Source organism: Sphingomonas sp. AP4-R1 (assembly GCF_013113735.1).
Classification (GTDB): Bacteria; Pseudomonadota; Alphaproteobacteria; order Sphingomonadales; family Sphingomonadaceae; genus Sphingomonas_I.
The window spans coordinates 1,720,339-1,736,217 of sequence record NZ_CP053346.1; the positions used below are offsets into that span (position 1 = coordinate 1,720,339).

The 15,879-nt window shown below is 67.7% G+C and carries 15 protein-coding genes and 1 pseudogene; 10 read left to right on the forward strand and 6 right to left on the reverse strand.

Features of this window, described 5'->3' with window-relative positions; translation table 11 throughout:
• Positions 1-123 precede the first annotated feature (123 nt).
• Positions 124-1,167: an LD-carboxypeptidase gene (locus tag HL653_RS08175; RefSeq protein WP_253717724.1), complete on the forward strand. Its 1,044-nt coding sequence runs from the start codon at positions 124-126 to the stop codon at positions 1,165-1,167.
• Positions 1,168-1,541: 374 nt separating this feature from the next.
• Here HL653_RS08175 and HL653_RS08180 read toward each other — a convergent pair whose 3' ends face one another.
• The gene (locus HL653_RS08180) at positions 1,542-2,327 is read right to left on the reverse strand and encodes an SDR family NAD(P)-dependent oxidoreductase (protein WP_171744083.1); all 786 of its coding nucleotides are present in this window, start codon (positions 2,325-2,327) and stop codon (positions 1,542-1,544) included.
• A 191-nt stretch (positions 2,328-2,518) separates the two neighbouring features.
• Between HL653_RS08180 and HL653_RS08185 the strand changes: the two genes are divergently transcribed.
• The 4 genes from HL653_RS08185 (at position 2,519) to HL653_RS08200 (ending at position 4,618) form a co-directional block, all read left to right on the forward strand.
• Entirely contained in the window at positions 2,519-3,130 is a 612-nt protein-coding gene (locus tag HL653_RS08185) for a TetR/AcrR family transcriptional regulator (RefSeq protein WP_171744084.1), read from the forward strand.
• A gap of 151 nt (positions 3,131-3,281) precedes the next feature.
• A complete protein-coding gene (locus HL653_RS08190) occupies positions 3,282-3,971 on the forward strand; it encodes a hypothetical protein (RefSeq protein ID WP_171744085.1) in 690 nt (229 codons plus the stop codon).
• A 130-nt stretch (positions 3,972-4,101) separates the two neighbouring features.
• On the forward strand, positions 4,102-4,293 hold the full coding sequence (locus tag HL653_RS08195; RefSeq protein WP_171744086.1) for a hypothetical protein: 192 nt from the start codon (positions 4,102-4,104) through the stop codon (positions 4,291-4,293).
• A 148-nt stretch (positions 4,294-4,441) separates the two neighbouring features.
• Positions 4,442-4,618: a hypothetical protein gene (locus HL653_RS08200; protein ID WP_171744087.1), complete on the forward strand. Its 177-nt coding sequence runs from the start codon at positions 4,442-4,444 to the stop codon at positions 4,616-4,618.
• Here the strand turns inward: HL653_RS08200 and HL653_RS08205 are convergent.
• Together HL653_RS08205 and topA are read right to left on the reverse strand one after the other, a co-directional pair.
• Entirely contained in the window at positions 4,602-5,006 is a 405-nt protein-coding gene (locus HL653_RS08205) for a hypothetical protein (protein WP_171744088.1), read from the reverse strand. The genes HL653_RS08200 and HL653_RS08205 overlap by 17 nt on opposite strands.
• Positions 5,007-5,093: 87 nt before the next feature.
• Positions 5,094-7,664, reverse strand: a complete 2,571-nt coding sequence (gene topA, locus HL653_RS08210) for a type I DNA topoisomerase (RefSeq protein ID WP_171744089.1) — start codon at positions 7,662-7,664, stop codon at positions 5,094-5,096.
• Between the two features lie 186 nt (positions 7,665-7,850).
• Between topA and HL653_RS08215 the strand changes: the two genes are divergently transcribed.
• Positions 7,851-8,546, forward strand: a complete 696-nt coding sequence (locus HL653_RS08215) for a CAP domain-containing protein (RefSeq protein ID WP_253717726.1) — start codon at positions 7,851-7,853, stop codon at positions 8,544-8,546.
• Between the two features lie 104 nt (positions 8,547-8,650).
• A pseudogene (locus HL653_RS08220) lies at positions 8,651-8,952 on the forward strand (GIY-YIG nuclease family protein).
• 88 nt (positions 8,953-9,040) lie between these two features.
• Here the strand turns inward: HL653_RS08220 and HL653_RS08225 are convergent.
• From HL653_RS08225 to HL653_RS08235, 3 genes are all read right to left on the reverse strand, one after another.
• Entirely contained in the window at positions 9,041-10,012 is a 972-nt protein-coding gene (locus tag HL653_RS08225) for an L-threonylcarbamoyladenylate synthase (RefSeq protein ID WP_171744090.1), read from the reverse strand.
• A gap of 168 nt (positions 10,013-10,180) precedes the next feature.
• On the reverse strand, positions 10,181-10,528 hold the full coding sequence (locus HL653_RS08230; protein ID WP_171744091.1) for a GntR family transcriptional regulator: 348 nt from the start codon (positions 10,526-10,528) through the stop codon (positions 10,181-10,183).
• Between the two features lie 61 nt (positions 10,529-10,589).
• Positions 10,590-11,174, reverse strand: a complete 585-nt coding sequence (locus HL653_RS08235; protein ID WP_171744092.1) for a nitroreductase — start codon at positions 11,172-11,174, stop codon at positions 10,590-10,592.
• 125 nt (positions 11,175-11,299) lie between these two features.
• On the opposite strand from HL653_RS08235, the gene HL653_RS08240 reads away from it, so the two are divergent.
• From HL653_RS08240 to HL653_RS08250, 3 genes are read left to right on the forward strand one after another with little or no spacing between them, the layout of a single operon-like run.
• Entirely contained in the window at positions 11,300-13,090 is a 1,791-nt protein-coding gene (locus HL653_RS08240) for a peptide MFS transporter (RefSeq protein WP_171744093.1), read from the forward strand.
• Complete coding sequence (locus HL653_RS08245) at positions 13,077-14,489, forward strand: amidohydrolase (RefSeq protein WP_171744094.1); 1,413 nt, start codon at positions 13,077-13,079, stop codon at positions 14,487-14,489. Before HL653_RS08240 ends, HL653_RS08245 begins: the two co-directional genes overlap by 14 nt.
• Positions 14,486-15,784: an amidohydrolase family protein gene (locus HL653_RS08250; RefSeq protein WP_171744095.1), complete on the forward strand. Its 1,299-nt coding sequence runs from the start codon at positions 14,486-14,488 to the stop codon at positions 15,782-15,784. The genes HL653_RS08245 and HL653_RS08250 overlap by 4 nt, the downstream gene beginning before the upstream one ends.
• Positions 15,785-15,879 lie beyond the last annotated feature (95 nt).

Genomic DNA, 15,879 nt, shown 5'->3' on the forward strand with positions numbered 1-15,879 from the left:
GATCTCCGCCTGCGCGGGGATGACGAAAAGGGGCGTGGGAGGACGTAAGGGGCGTGGGAAAGAAGAAGCGGGATCCCGGCGCAAGGCCGGGATGACGGTGGTGGGCCTGGAATGGAGAACGGCATGATCGATCGGCGCGCGACCTTGCAGGCGATAGCGGCCATGGGGGCGGCGGGCGCGGCTTTGCTCACGGCTCCCGCACTCGCGACCCTGCAGCCCACCCGCAAGCCGCCCCGGCTGAAGGCGGGCGATACGGTGGGGCTGATCGAGCCCGCCGGTTTCACCGACGACGTCTATGATCTGGAGCCGGTGAAGGAGACGATCCGGGCGATGGGTCTCGTGCCCAAGGCGGGGGCGACGCTCGGCAAGAAATATGGCTATCTGGCGGGCGAGGATCGGGCCCGCGCCGCCGACGTCAACGCCATGTATGCCGACAAGGACGTGAAGGCGGTGTTCGCGGTGCGCGGCGGCTGGGGCTGCGCGCGCATGCTGCCCTACCTCGATTTCGCGACGATCCGCGCCAATCCCAAGCTGCTGATCGGCTATAGCGACATCACCGCGCTGCACATGGCGTTCGCCGCCCATGCCGGCTTCACCACGATCCACGGACCCAATGCGTCGAGCGCCTGGGGCAAGGCCTCGTGGGAGCCGTTCCGCGCGCTCGCCTTCGACGGCGCGACGCCGACCTACGCCAATCCGCAGAGCGTGGAGGACCGGCTGGTGCCGCGCCAGTGGCGGACGCGGACGATCAAAGGCGGGAAGGCGCAGGGGCGATTGCTGGGGGGCAACCTCACCGTGCTGACCGCGCTGATGGGGACGCCCTATCTGCCCGATTTCACGGGCGCGATCCTCTTCATCGAGGATACGAACGAGGCCGAATACCGGATCGACCGGATGCTGACCCAATTGTCGCTCGGGGGCGTGCTCGGCAAGCTGAAGGGTGTCGTCTTCGGCCAGTGCACCGAATGCGTGAATACGGGCGCGGGCTATGGCAATTTCACGCTCTCCGAAGTGCTGCAGCAGCATCTGGAGCCGCTCGGCATCCCCGCGTTCGAGGGCGCGATGTTCGGCCATATCGCCAACCAGTTCAGCCTGCCGGTAGGCGCGATGGTCGAGGTGGACGCGGATGCGGCGACGATCCGCGTGCTGGAGCCGGTGGTCAGCTAGAGCGGCTTTGGGCTGGGTTCATACATAGCCCCTCCCCTTCAGGGGAGGGGTTGGGGTGGGGCCTCACTGCGAGCGAACGGCCCAGCCGCACTGCCCCACCCCCGCCCCCTCCCCTGAAGGGGAGGGGTGATTCCAACCAGCCCGGCTTCGCTCCGATCGCCATTGCTTCGCTGCGCTCGTAATGACGACTATTAGCGGCGGCGCCTGTGGCCCTGGGCTCCTGCGTTCGCAGGAGCACGTCGGGGATCACATCGGCGTATCGGTCAAGCCGCCGTGGATGCGGCGCGCTGCGGCGGTGGTGGGGCGATCCGACATTCCCTTTTCCCGTCATCCTGAAACGAGTTCAGCATGACGGGAGGGGAGCGATGCTTACCTCACAGCGTATCGACCAGACCGCCATCCACCCGCAGCGCCGCGCCGGTGGTGGCCGAGGCCTGGGGCGAGGCGACGTAGACGATCAGGTTCGCCACTTCCTCCACGGTCGCGAGGCGCTTGATGAGCGAGCCGGGGCGATGGGCGGCGATGAAATCCTTGCCCTTGTCCTCGACCGATTTGCTGGCGTCGCCGTCGTCCAGCATCGCCGCCACGCCCTCGCTGAGCGTCGGCCCGGGCAGGACCGAGTTCACGGTGACGCCCGTGCCCGCCATCCGCTTGGCGAGGCCGCGCGCCACCGCCACGTCGGCCGTCTTGCTGACGCCATAGTGGATCATCTCGACCGGAATGTTGAACGCGCTTTCGGAGGCGAGGAAGATCACGCGGCCCCAGCCGGCCTGCTCCATCGCGGGCAGATAGGCGCGCGACAGGCGCACCGTGGACATCACGTTGACCTGCCAGTGGCGATCCCAGGCAGCATCGTCCGTCTCGAAGAAATCGCCCGGCTGGAAGATGCCGGCATTGTTGACGAGGATGTCGACGGCGGGCTCGGCCGCGAACAGGGCCGCGCAACCCTCGGCCGTGCCCAGATCGGCGGCGGCGGCGCGGACGGTGGCGCCCGGCACGGCATCGCGCAGGCGTTGCGCCGCGGCTTCGGCCTTTTCGGGGCTACGGCCGTTCACGATCACCGTGGCGCCGGCGGCGGCGAGGCCCTTCGCGGCGGCGAAGCCGATCCCCTCGGTCGATCCGGTGACGAGGGCGGTCTTGCCGCTGAGATCGATGATCATGCGATGTCCTTTGCTGGCGCCCGGACCGGGAGTCGGCGGGCGATACGGCCGCCAGATGGGGCCTCGCGGCGGATCGAAAAGAGGGGCTGCGCGGATTATATCGGGGGTGGCCCACGGCTCGTCCTGTGTGCCCCCGCCGCTCGTCTCCTGCTCATGGACATTTAACCCGGCGCCACTATATACCGCTCGGTATGGAAACCATTTGCGCCCCCGTGACGAAAGGTCGCCCGCGCGAGTTCGACCCCGAGGTCGCACTTGCCGCCGCCCTGCGCGTCTTCTGGAAACGCGGCTATGAGGGCGCGTCGATGGCGGAACTGACCGCCGAGATGGGGCTGACCAAGCCGAGTCTCTACGGGGCGTTCGGCAACAAGGAATCGCTCTTCAAGAAGGCCCTCGATCTCTACGAGAAAGAGAAGATGGCCTATATGCGCACCGCGCTGGAGGCGGAGACATCGCGCGGCGTGGCCGAACGGCTGCTGATGGGCGCGCTGGAGATGCAGCAGAGCACCTGCGATCCCAAGGGCTGCCTCGGCGTGATCAGCACGGTGGCGTGCAGCCAGGAGGCCGAATCGATTCGCGACGACGTGATCGCGCGGCAGGCCGGCTCCAAGCAGGCGCTGATCGATCGCTTCGCGCGCGCCAAGGCCGAGGGCGACCTGCCCGAACATATCGATCCCTGCGCGCTGGCGCGCTATCTGACCGCCGTGATGCAGGGGCTGGCCGTGCAGGCCGGCTGCGGCACCGGCTGCCCCGATCTGCGGACGATCGTGGATACGACTTTGGCCGTCTGGCCGGGGCGCTGATCGCGGGCTGACTGCGCCGCCGGGAGAGTGGTGGTGTTGCAGGGCGTTTTTTGCCCTATTTCCGATCATTCGGTTTCTCAGCGGGCTTGCTCGTCAACCGCCGCCGTCACACCCTGTCGGAATGAGAGACGGGTGGCGACGGATACGCGATGTGGCCGCGACGATTGCGGTCTTTTTGGCCGGTTGCGGCGAAGTTCAGGCCGAGCCGCGCGCGGTCAACACATGGGCCAGCAGGATGACGCCCGCCGTGTCCCGCTGCTTGATCAAACGGGAGCCGGACCTCATCGCGGCATGGCTTCAAACGCTTCCCGGGACGGCGGAGGAGGCGGCCCTCGTCAAGCGCAACGAGCCGCGATTCTCCGCCTGTTTCGATCCTTATGCCCAAGCTGCGGGAGGGTGGCTCGAGATTTACGACGCAGGGGCCATGCGGCCCGCTCTTGTTCGCGCCATGCTGCAGTCCCGACGGAAGACATTGCCGCGTGACCTTGGGGCATCGACGGACCCGCAGCGCTGGTATCAGCCATCTCCCGACGCCTCGCGGCCGGACATCGCAAACGCCATCGTCGTAGCGGATCTCGGACTGTGTCTGGCGAGGAAGGATTGGGCGGACGTGACGGCCTTGATCCATGCGGTCGATCCGGAGGTCGAAGGCGCCAATTTCATCGCCATGCAGCGCCGGCGCAACGCGGCGAAGACGGAAAATCTGGAAGTATCAAAAATTCTTCCGAGATTTATCCCTTCCATGGGCGGTTGTGTGCCGGAGGGGATCAAGCTGCGATTGGATCAGCAAAGGCTCAGGGATATCATCGATGAGGCGGCCTATCACCTGATCGTGGAATGATGCCGGGCGGGCGCTGATCGCGGCGCGAGTGTGGCGTCGATCTTCTCGTTTCTCGCTCTTTTCCGGTCCTTCCGGTTGCCGGATGATGCGAAAGTGTGCGGGTCCGGTGCCGGCGTAACGTCATGTCGGCATGACAGGATTTACCGGAGAAGTGCGGGAGGTCCCCGCACGGGATGGCGCGTTTCAGGTCGTGATCGTCAATGGCGTGACGACCGTCGCCCGATTGAGCGCGTCTTCGCGATCGGAAGCGGAGCGCATCCGCGACGATATCGTCCGCAGGTTCCGCGATCTGGACGCGCGCTGGCCCTGGATGTGGTTTTAAGCGGGCCGGGCAAAAGGGGCTCGGCGCTTGGGCTGATGGGCGCGAGCGTCCGCTCCCGGGCAGGCCGTCATTCCCGCTTGCGCGGGAATGACGGGGGAGGGGGCAGCGGGGCTTGCATCGACGGCCGATCGGCGGGACGGAGGCCCTCATGCGGACCCGGCAGAGCATTTGTGCGCGCAAGCGGCGCTTTGCGTCCGAAGAGGCGGCCGTGGCCGAGGCGCTGGCGGCTGCGATCACGCTCCGGCCCTATCGCTGCGATCGGTGCGGCGCCTATCATCTGACCAGCCGGACCAAGGGCAAGAGGCCGCTCACCCGCCCGGCGTGACCCGGCCTTGCCCCATCCAGCGCCCGGCCGCCTCCACGCTGTTGGCCGGCGCGGTGTTGAAGGCGATCGGGACGACGGGCGCGTGGCGATGGACCGCGTTCACCACCGCCTCGAACAATTCGAGATTGGCCTTCGGAATGCGGATGCCGCCGATCACGATGCAATCGTAGGGGCGGCTGGCCAGCTGCGCGGCGATCGGCGCCTCGGGCGGTCCCTTCAGATCGAGCAGGCAGAGATCGCAGGCGTCGCCCTGCTCCGCGAACAGGCGCTGCGCCTCGTGCAGCCCGGCCGCGATCGTGTCCGCATCCGCGCCCGGCGGCAGGTCCGGATCCGAAAAATCGACCGCGTTCGGCGCGATGCCGATGATGAGGACGTGACGACCGCTCATGCCAATCTCCCGGCGATGGCTGCACCCGTCGCCCCAACGCGGCAGCGGCGGAGAAGAACCGCCGCCGCCGGAGCTTATTTCGCCGCCTTACTTGGCGGCCTTCTTCGCGGGCGCCTTCTTCGCCGGAGCCTTCTTGGCGGGGGCCTTTTTCGCCGCCGCAGCCTTCGGGGCGGCCTTGGGCGCGGCCTTCTTCTTGCCCTTGGCCGGGCCCTTGGCGGCGCGCTCGGCCAGCAGCACCAGTGCGGCTTCCTCGGTCAGCGTCTTCGGGTCGGTGCCCTTGGGCAGGGTCGCGTTGGTCTCGCCGTCGGTGACATAGGGGCCGAAGCGGCCCTCCATCACCTTCACCGGCTTGCCCGTGACGGGGCTGTCGCCGAACGCCGCGATCGGCTCGCGCGAGGCGCCGCGCGCACCGCGTCCGCCGCCCGCCGCCGCCTCCGCCAGCTTGGTGACGGCGAGATTCATGCCCGTCTCGAACACCTCGGCGGTGGACTGGAGGCGCGCATATTTGCCGTCATGCGCCAGATAGGGCCCGTAGCGACCGATCGACGCGACGATCTCCTTGCCCGATTCCGGATGCAGGCCGACCGTGCGGGGCAAGGACAGCAACTTCAGCGCCATCTCCAGCTCCACCTCGCCCACATCCTTGGGGATGGAGGCGCGCTTGGCGTCCTTCTCGTCGCCGAGCTGGACATAGGCGCCGAAGCGGCCGGTGCGGCGCGTGACCTCGGCGCCCGTCACCGGATCGCGGCCCAGCTCGACCGGGCCGGTGTCGGCCGATTCCTCGCTGCCGCCCTGCGCGAAGCGGCGCGTATATTTGCACTCGGGATAGTTGGAGCAGGCGACGAACGCGCCGAAGCGGCCGCCGCGTAGCGCCAGACGCCCGTTGCCGCAATTGGGGCACAGGCGCGCATCCACGCCGTCGCCCTTGTCGGGGAACAGGAAGGGCTCGAGGAAGGTGTCGAGCGCGGCCGTCACCTCCGACGGCTTCTGCTCCATCACCTCGGCCGTCTTCGGCTTGAAATCGCGCCAGAAGGCTTCCAGCACGGCCTGCCAGTCGGCCCGGCCGCCGGACACCTCATCCAGCTGATCCTCGAGCCCCGCGGTGAAATCATACGAGACGTAGCGTTCGAAGAAGCGCTCGAGGAAGGCCGTCACCAGACGGCCGCTCTCGTTGGCGTGGAAGCGGTTCTTCTCCAGCCGCACATATTCGCGATCCTTCAGCGTCTGCAGGATCGAGGCGTAGGTGGAGGGGCGCCCGATGCCGAGTTCCTCCATCTTCTTGACGAGGCTGGCTTCCGAATAACGCGGCGGCGGCTGGGTGAAATGCTGCTCGGCCAGCACGTCCTTCTTCGCGGGCGCATCGCCCTCGGACATGCGGGGCAGGCGCTTCGCATCCTCGTCCCCCTCATCGTCGCGGCCTTCCTCGTAGAGCGCGAGATAGCCGGGGAAGAGCACGACCTGGCCGGTGGCGCGCAAGGCATTCTGGCCGGTGCCGTCGGTCAGCTCGACCGTGGTGCGCTCCAGCCGCGCCGAGGCCATCTGGCTGGCGAGCGCGCGCTTCCACACCAGCTCGTAGAGGCGCGCATGATCGCCGCCGCCGATCCGGTCGCGGCCGAAATCGGTCGGGCGGATCGCCTCATGTGCTTCCTGCGCATTCTTCGCCTTGGTGGTGTACTGGCGCGGCTGATCGGGCACGTAGCTGCCGTCATAGCGGTTCGCGATGGCGCCGCGCGCGGCCGAGATGGCGCTGTGGTCCATCTGCACGCCGTCGGTGCGCATATAGGTGATCGCGCCCTGCTCGTAGAGATCCTGGGCGACGCGCATCGTGTGGCTGGCGGAGAAGCCGAGCTTGCGCGCGGCCTCCTGCTGCAGCGTGGAGGTGGTGAAGGGCGGCGGGGGATTGCGCGTGAGCGGCTTGGTCTCGACGCTGACGACGGTGAACCGGCCCGCCTCGACATCGCGCTTGGCGGCCTCGGCATCGCCCTGGTTGCCGATCGAGAGGCGATCGAGCTTCTGCCCCTTCCAACGGACCAAGCGGGCGGAGAAGCCCACGCCATCCTGCTCCAGCGCGGCCGTGACCGACCAATATTCCTGCGCGCGGAACAGCTCGATCTCGCGCTCGCGATCGACGACGAGGCGCAGCGACACCGATTGCACGCGGCCGGCCGACTTGGCCCCCGGCAACTTGCGCCATAAAACGGGCGAGAGCGTGAAGCCGACGAGATAATCGAGCGCGCGGCGCGCCCGGTACGCATCGATCAGATCCTCGTCCAGCGCGCGCGGGTTCGCCATCGCCTCCAGCACGGCGGCCTTGGTGATCGCGTTGAAGGTGACGCGGCGCGTGTCGGCCGGCAGCACCTTGCGCTTCTTCAGCACCTCCTGAACGTGCCAGCTGATCGCCTCCCCCTCGCGATCAGGGTCAGTCGCGAGAATCAGCGACTCGGCGCCCTTCGCTTCATCGGCGATCGCCTTCAGCCGGCTCGCTTTGTCCGGATAGGTCTCCCATTCCATCGCAAAGCCCTGGTCCGGATCGACCGATCCGTCCTTGGCTGGGAGGTCACGCACATGACCGTAGGAAGCGAGCACCTTGTGGCCCGGACCGAGATACGCCTCGATCGTCTTCGCTTTTGCGGGGGATTCTACGACGACCAGTTTCATAAGATGACGTTGCCGTTCCTTCACATGTACGCGCGAGGGTGAGGTGCCGATGATAAAGACGTCAAGCGCCGGGATCCGTAACGGAATCGCAACAGGTCGTTTTCGGACCTTTCATGTTCTGCTAATGCCCCTCTGGTAGCACGGACGCTCATGACAGTTTCCGTCTCCATGGGGCAAAGGTAAGGCGTGCGAGCGTTTTGTGCATCGGTCGGCATTCTTGCGTCCGCATTCGCGGCGCAGGCGACCCATGCGCAGGCGCCGTCCTCTCCGGCGGCGCTCACCCGCGACGTTCTCGCCGCGCTGAATGCCGCGCGGACCGATCCGGCGGCCTATGCGGGCGGACTAAAGACCTATCGCGGCTACTTCAAGGCGAACATCGTGACGATGCCGGGCAATCCGGTGGATTTCGAGACGGTGGAGGGCACCGCGCCGGTGGACGAGGCGATCACGACGCTCGCCACGCAGGGCTCGCTGACGCCGCTGACGCAGGCGGACATCCTCGCCCAGGCGGCCGCCGATCATGTGGCCGAGCAGAGCGTGTCCGGCCGCACCGGCCATTATGGCGCGGACGGCTCCGCGCCGGGCGACCGCGTCGTCAAGCGCGGCGGCGGACCGATGGTGGCCGAGGTGATCGCCTATGGCGCGGTGGATGCGTCCGACGTGATCCGCCAGCTGATCGTGGACGACGGCGTGCCCGATCGCGGCCACCGCGCGGCCGTGTTCGCGGGCCACCTGCGCTATGCGGGCGTCGCGTGTGGCCCGCATCCCGAATTCAAGACGATGTGCGTGATCGACATGGCCGATACGCCGGATGGCCTGAGCGGCGGCGCGCTGCGCCGCGTGCGCGTGGCGGCGAGCGACAATACCAAGCCGCCGAAATAGGGTCTGGGGCGGCCCGGGACGGCTGTGATGGTGGGTACGGGGTTGCTCTTTCCACCGTCACCCCGGGCTTGACCCGGGGTCCCGCTTCTTGATCCTGATGCCCGATGGGACAGGAAATGAAGGGCGGCTGGGTCCATATCATGGCCGATCGCTATCGCGGCACGATGTCCGTGGCGTCACCGCTCATCTTGCGGCGCGGATCGATCAGCACCGGGCTGGTGCTGGATTGGATTTCTGTCGTCGCTACGGTCTCAAGTTCCTCGTCTGGGCGGAATTCTCGTCCAACATCCTCGACTGTATCGCGCATGAAAAGCGGCTGAAGCGGTGGCGCCGCGAATGGAAATTCACGCTGATCGAAACGGCCAATCCTGATTGGGAAGACCTGTCCGGTACCTTGATCGGATGATGCCAGAAGAAGCGGGACCCCGGGTCAAGCCCGGGGTGACGGGGTTCGGTAAATGCCCCTCAATAAGGCGGGGGAGGATGAGGGGTGGCTAATCCCTTGGCGCGGCAGCGCGGTGAAGGCGGTCGTTGATCGCGAGGCCGAGGCCTTCTTCGGGGATGGGCGCCACGGCGATGCCGGCGCGGGCGGACATGTCCGCTTCGTGGAGCGCGTCGAACAGGGCGGCGGCGGCCTCCACCAGATCGCCCGAGGGGGAGAGCGTGCGGTCGCCCGCGACGGGGCCGAAGCCGATCAGCCATTCGCCGGGCCGGGCTTCGGTCGCGCCGAGGCGGACGGGGTGCGCGGGGGCATAATGGCTGGCGAGCTGGCCGGGTGCCTCGATCGAACCGTTGTCGGTGGTGGAGACGGGCAGGCCGGTCGCCGCCGTCAGCGCCTCGGGCGTGATCGGGCCGGGGCGGAGCAGGCGGAGCGTTCCGTCCGTCGCGCCCACGCCCGTCACGCCCACGATCGTCGATTCCAGCCCGAGCCCGGTGGCGCCCGCATCCAGCACCAGCGCGATCCGGCCGTCGAGCGAGCGCAGCACATGGTCCGCGCGGGTGGGGCTGATCGTGCCGCTGGCATTGGCGGAGGGCGCCGCGAGCGGGCGGCCGCAGGCGGCGAGCAGCGCCTGCATCGCCGGGTGCGCGGGCACGCGCAGCGCCACGGTGGAAAGCCCGGCCGTCACCAGCGAGGCGATCGGCGCGCCCGCGCGCAACGGCGCTACGATCGTGAGCGGGCCGGGCCAGAAACGGTGCGCGAGCAGCCGGCCCGTCTCGCCCAGATCGGCGAGCGCGTCCGCCGCCGCCATATCGGGGACGTGCACGATCAGCGGATTGAAGGAGGGGCGGCCCTTGGCCTCGTAGATGCGGGCCACGGCGGCGGCATCGGTGGCGTCGGCGGCGAGGCCATAGACCGTCTCGGTCGGCACCGCGACGAGCGCACCCGCGCGGATCAGGGCGGCGGCTTCCGTGATCGCATCTGGCGCGTCGGGGGAGAAGGGCAGGCGGCGGGTGGCGGTCAACATCGTCTCACGGTCGAAAGCGGAGCCCGATCCTTACTCCGTTCGTGCCGAGCTTGTCGAAGCACGGGGAGGCAGACGGAAGAACGGCACTTCGACAAGCTCAGTGCGAGCGGATTTTGGGAATCGACAGGCTCAGCGCGAGCGGGATTTCGAGTTGCGCACCGGACGCCCTCAGGCGTGAAGATGGTCGAGCAGGTCGGCGGGATCGAGATCCAGGCGGCGGATGCGCTGGGCGATTTCGGGCCATTCGTCCTCGAGGAAGGATCGGCGCGCGGCGACGCGCAGCCGATCGGCCGCCCCCGACACCACGAACATGCCGACGCCGCGCCGCACGGTGACGATCCCGTCTTCCTGGAAGGTCTGATAGGCCTTGGCCACCGTCAGCGGATTGGCGCCATGTTCGGCGGCCAGCGCCCGCACCGAGGGAAGCGCATCGCCCTCCCGGATGCGGCCGTCGAGGATCATCGCGATGACGAGATCGCGCAGACGGAGATAGACAGGGCGATCGGCACTGGACATTGCGTTATGCTGTTCTAACACAGCATGGCGGAATGCGCAAGCCCCTAACCATCGTGTTAAGTCAGCGCCCCTGCCATATTGCGACGACGCTGTCGCGATCGGGGCGGGGGCGCTCGTCCAGCTCGGCCTGCGGCGTGCCGATGAAGAGGAAACCGGCGATGCGGGCATCGCGTCCGCCACCGAAGGCATGGCACACTTTGGGGGAGAAGGCCGCCCAGGTGGTGAGCCAATTGCCGACGAATCCCTCGGCATGCGCGGCCACCAGCAGATTCTGGCAGGCGGCGCCCGCCGACAATTCCTGCTCCCAGATGGGGATGTGGCTGGCATGGGCGGGGGTGGAGAGCGCCACGATCAGGCAGGGCGCCTGATGCGCGAACTGCTCGATCGCCTCGCGCGCCATCTTGCCCACCGTCTCGGCCTGCGCGGCATAGGCCTCGTGGAGCAGCTCGGCGAACTCCGCGCGCCTGTCCTGCGGCACGATCACGAAGCGCCACGGGGCGAGCTTGCCGTGATCGGGCACGCGCGTGGCCGCCGCCAGAATGCGATCGAGCTGGGCGGAATCCGGCCCCGGCGCACCCAGATCGCGGGCCTTGCCGGAGCGGCGTGTGGCCAGCAGAGCGGCCGCGGACGAGAGATCGTTGAACATGGATTGCCCGCTACCAGCACGGCCCCGCGCCAACAATCTCTTCCCACACGGGATTTCGCCGCTAGGTTCGCGCCCATCCAGCCGAGGGCACGCCCCGGCGCCAAAGCATTGAAGAAAAGGGTCGCATGGAGACCGCAACCGAAGCCTCCCCGGCAGAACCGGACATCAGCCACGTCAATCCGGCCGATGCAGAAACCTGGTTCGGCCACCCGCGCCAGCTCGCCCGCCTGTTCACCACGGAGATGTGGGAACGGTTCGGCTATTACGGGATGCGGGCGCTCCTCACGCTCTATCTCGCCAAGCATTTCCTGTTCAGCGACAGCACGACGACCGGCCTCTATGGCGGCTTCACCGCGCTGGTTTACCTCACGCCGCTGATCGGCGGGCTGATCGCGGATCGCTATCTCGGCTCCAAGAAATCGGTGAAGTTTGGCGCGATCCTGATGTCGCTGGGCTATTTCATCCTCTGCTTCGGCGGCCAGCCGGCCAAGCCCTTCGCCACGATCGAGGGCACGCGCTACGAGATCGTCGTGGATCAGGCGGCGGGCGGCGACCAGCAATATGTGATCGACAATGGCCGCCGCCTCGCCGTGAAGGGCCACGAGGACGGCACGGTCACGCTCACCAGCCCCGAAGGCGCGGTCGCGCGCACGATCGCCAAGGGCGGTTTCGTGCCCGATGGCGAGCGCTCCATCTTCTTCACGATGCTGATGCTGGTCGGGCTTTCGTGCCTCACGGTGGGCAACGGCTTCTTCAAGCCGAACATCTCGACGATGGTGGGCGCGCTCTACGCCAAGGGCGACAAGCGCCGCGATGCGGGCTTCACCATCTTCTACATGGGCATCAACCTCGGCAGCCTGTTCTCGCAATTGCTGTGCCCCTTGCTCGCCACCGTGGTCGGCTGGTGGGCGGGCTTCGGCCTCGCCGCGATCGGCATGCTCGTCTCCTACAGCCTGATCCAGTTCGATGGCGGCAAGCTGGCCGGCTATGGCGAGCCGCCGGCAGGGCAGGCCAAGGATCGCTCGCTGCTGATCTATGCGGGCGCGCTGATCGCCGTGCCGGTGGCGCTCTTCCTGTTCGTGAACCTGATGGATTCGAAGCCGCCCGAGGCCGGATCGGGCCTGCTCGGCTATCTGCTGGGCCTGCCGATCATGGGCAAGATCCTGTTCGGCAGCTTCATCGGCGCCGTGCCGGGCATCCTGATCTGGGCGTGGAAGGACGGCAGCCGCGTCGAATTCCAGATGATGCTCGCGGCGATGGTGATGATCGTCTTCAACGTCGTCTTCTGGACATTGTTCGAGCAGGCCGGATCGTCGCTGACTTTGTTCGCCGATCGCAATACGGACCTGTCGATCTTCGGCCTCTTCTCGATCTCGGCGGGGCAGACGCAGTTCTTCAACGCCTTCTTCATCGTCACGCTGGCGCCGCTCTTCTCGATCCTGTGGAACGGGATGGCCAAGCGCGGGATCGAGCCCTCGACGCCGGTGAAGTTCGGCATCGCGCTGATCGGCGTGGGCGTGGGCTTCCTCGCGCTCGTCTATGGCACCAAATTCGCCGGGCCGGATTTCCGCGTCTCGGTGTGGTGGCTGGCGCTGCTGTACCTGATCCACTCGGCGGCCGAATTGTGCATCTCGCCGGTGGGCCTCTCGATGATCACGAAGCTGAGCCTGGCGCGCGTCGTCGGCCTGATGATGGGCCTGTGGTTCCTCTCGATCGCCTGCGCGCAATATGTGGCCGGGCTCGTCGCGCAGGTGGCGAGCGTGGAGACGGTGGGCGGTCAGGTGACCAACCTTCAGGTGAGCCTGAACACCTATGCGGGCGTCTTCTGGACGATCGGCATCGCGGCGGCCGTGCTGGGCGCGGTGCTGCTGCTGATCTCGCCGCTGATCAAGAAGTGGATGAATGGTGTCAATTAAGCGAATTTCCGCGCTGGCCCTGCTCGGGCTGGCGGCCTGTTCGGCGTCCACGGACGCAAAGCCGAAATCGGCCTCCTCGTCCTCGCCCAAGGTGGCGGAGCCGTGGACGGGCGATCCCTTCCCCTCGACCTACCATGCCTATGCGGGCGTGCCGACTTTGCTGACCAACGCGACGATCCTCGACGGCGAGGGCGCGCGGATCGACAACGGGCAGATCCTGTTCGCGGACGGCAAGGTCGTCGCGGTCGGCCAGACGGTGCAGGCGCCGGCCGGGGCCACCGTGATCGACGGGCAGGGCAAGTGGGTGACGCCCGGCATCATCGATATTCACAGCCATCTGGGCGACTATGCCTCGCCCGCCGTGCAGGCGCATTCCGACGGCAACGAGATGACCAACCCCACCACGCCGGAAGTGTGGGCGGAGCATAGCGTGTGGCCGCAGGATCCGGGCTTCAGCCGCGCGCTGGCCAATGGCGGCGTCACCACGCTGCAGATCCTGCCCGGCTCGGGCAACCTGATGGGCGGCCGCTCGGTCGTGATCAAAAACGTCTATGCGCGCACCGTGCAGGGGATGAAGTTCCCCGGCGCGCCCTACGGGCTGAAGATGGCCTGCGGCGAGAATCCGAAGCGCGTCTATGGCGGCAAGGGCCGCGCGCCCTCCACGCGGATGGGCAATATCGCGGTCGATCGCCAGACCTGGGCGAAGGCGGTGGAATATCGCCGCAAGTGGGACAAATATGAGAAGGACGGCGGCGAGGCGCCCGCGCGCGACCTCGGCATGGATACGCTGGCGGGCGTGCTTTCCGGCCAGATCCTCGTCCACAATCACTGCTACCGCGCCGACGAGATGGCCAACGTCCTCGATATGGCCAAGGAGTTCGGCTACCATGTCGCGAGCTTCCAGCACTCGGTGGAGGCCTACAAGATCCCCGATCTGCTGAAGGCCGCCGACACCTGCGCCTCCGCCTGGGCCGACTGGTACGGCTTCAAGATGGAAAGCTATGACGGCATTCCCGAAAATCTGGCGCTGCTGGAGCATGGGGGCGCCTGCGCGACGATCCATTCGGACAGCCCGAACGGCATTCAGCATCTGAACCAGGAAGTGGCCAAGGCGCGCGCGGCGGGCCTGCGCATGGGGATCGATATCCCGCGCGAAGTGGCGTGGCGCTGGGCGAGCTACAATCCGGCCAAGGCGCTGGGCATCGCCGATCGCACCGGCAGCCTGAAGCCGGGCAAGATGGCGGACGTCGTGCTGTGGAACGGCGATCCGTTCAGCACCTACACGCGGCCCGAAAAGGTCTGGGTCGACGGGGCGCTGATGTATGACATGCACGATCCCAAGCGACGGCCGGTATCCGATTTCGAGCTGGGCCAGGCCGGCGAAGGAGACGTGAAGTGAAGCGCCTTGCTCCTTGGGCTTCCGTCGCGTTGGCCGCTTTTCTCGCCGCGCCCGCCTTTGCGGAAACGATCGCCTTCACCGGCGGCACCGTCGCCATCGGCGATGGATCGCAGCCCATCCCTAACGGCACGGTCGTCGTGAAGGACGGCCGCGTCGTCGCCGCCGGCGCCGGTGTCGCGGTGCCGGCCGGCGCGCGCGTGGTGGACGCCACGGGCAAATGGGTGTCGCCCGGCCTCGTCGCGGGCACCAGCACGCTCGGCCTCGCCGATGTCGAGGGCGTCTCCGAATCGAACGACCTTTCGACGAAGGGCACGCCCTTCTCGGCCGCGATCGACATTTCGACGAGCATCAACCCGGTCAGCGCGCGCCTCGGCGTCGAGCGCGCGAAGGGCATGACGCGCGCCGTGGTGGTGCCCGAGGCGGGCAACACGATGTTCGGCGGGCAGGGCGCGGTGATCGATCTTGGTGCCGATCCCGATCCCGTCACCAAGGCGCGCGCCTTCCAGTTCGTCGAGTTCGGCGAGACGGCGATGAAGCATGGGGGTGGCAGCCGCCCCGCCGCGCAGGCCCTGCTGCGCGCGGCGCTGGCGGCGGCGCGCAATCCGGCGCTGGCGGGCACGCTCGCCCGCGACGTGCTGGTGACGCGCGCCGATGCGGAGGCGCTGGTGCCGGTGATCGAAGGGCGGATGCCGCTGCTCGTCCATGCCGAGCGGGCGAGCGATATCCTTTCGGCGCTGGCGCTGACGCGGGAATTCCCGAAACTGCGTCTGGTGCTGCTGGGCGCGACCGAGGGCTGGACGGTGGCCGACCGGATCGCCGCCGCGCACGTGCCCGTGATCGCCGCCGCTTATGCCGACCTGCCCGAGCAGTTCGAGATGATCGCCTCCACCCAGTCCAATGTCGGGCGGATGGCGAAGGCGGGCGTGATGGTCGCGATCTCGTCGATCGATGCGGGCGAGGAAAGCTACGAGAGCTATCTCAAGCAGTTCGCCGGCAATCTCGTCGCACTGACCAAGGTGGATGGCGCCACGGGTCTCGACTGGGGCCAGGCCTTCGCCACGATCACCTCGCGGCCCGCGCAGGCGCTGGGCCTGGACGGCGAGATCGGCTCGCTCCGCCCCGGCCGGAAGGCGGACGTGGTGCTGTGGGACGGCGATCCGCTGGAGGTCGCCTCGGCGGCGGTCGCGGTGTGGATCGACGGCGTGCAGCAGCCCGCCGGCAGCCGCCAGACGCGCCTGCGCAATCGCTATGCCAATCCGGTGGAAGGCGCGCTGCCCAAGGCCTATGATCGGTAGGCTGGCGGAGATGCGCTGAGGCGGCGAACCGGTCCGGTATGCGGGCCGGTTCGTCCCGCACCGTCTGGTACGATCAGAACTGAAGAGTACGGAAA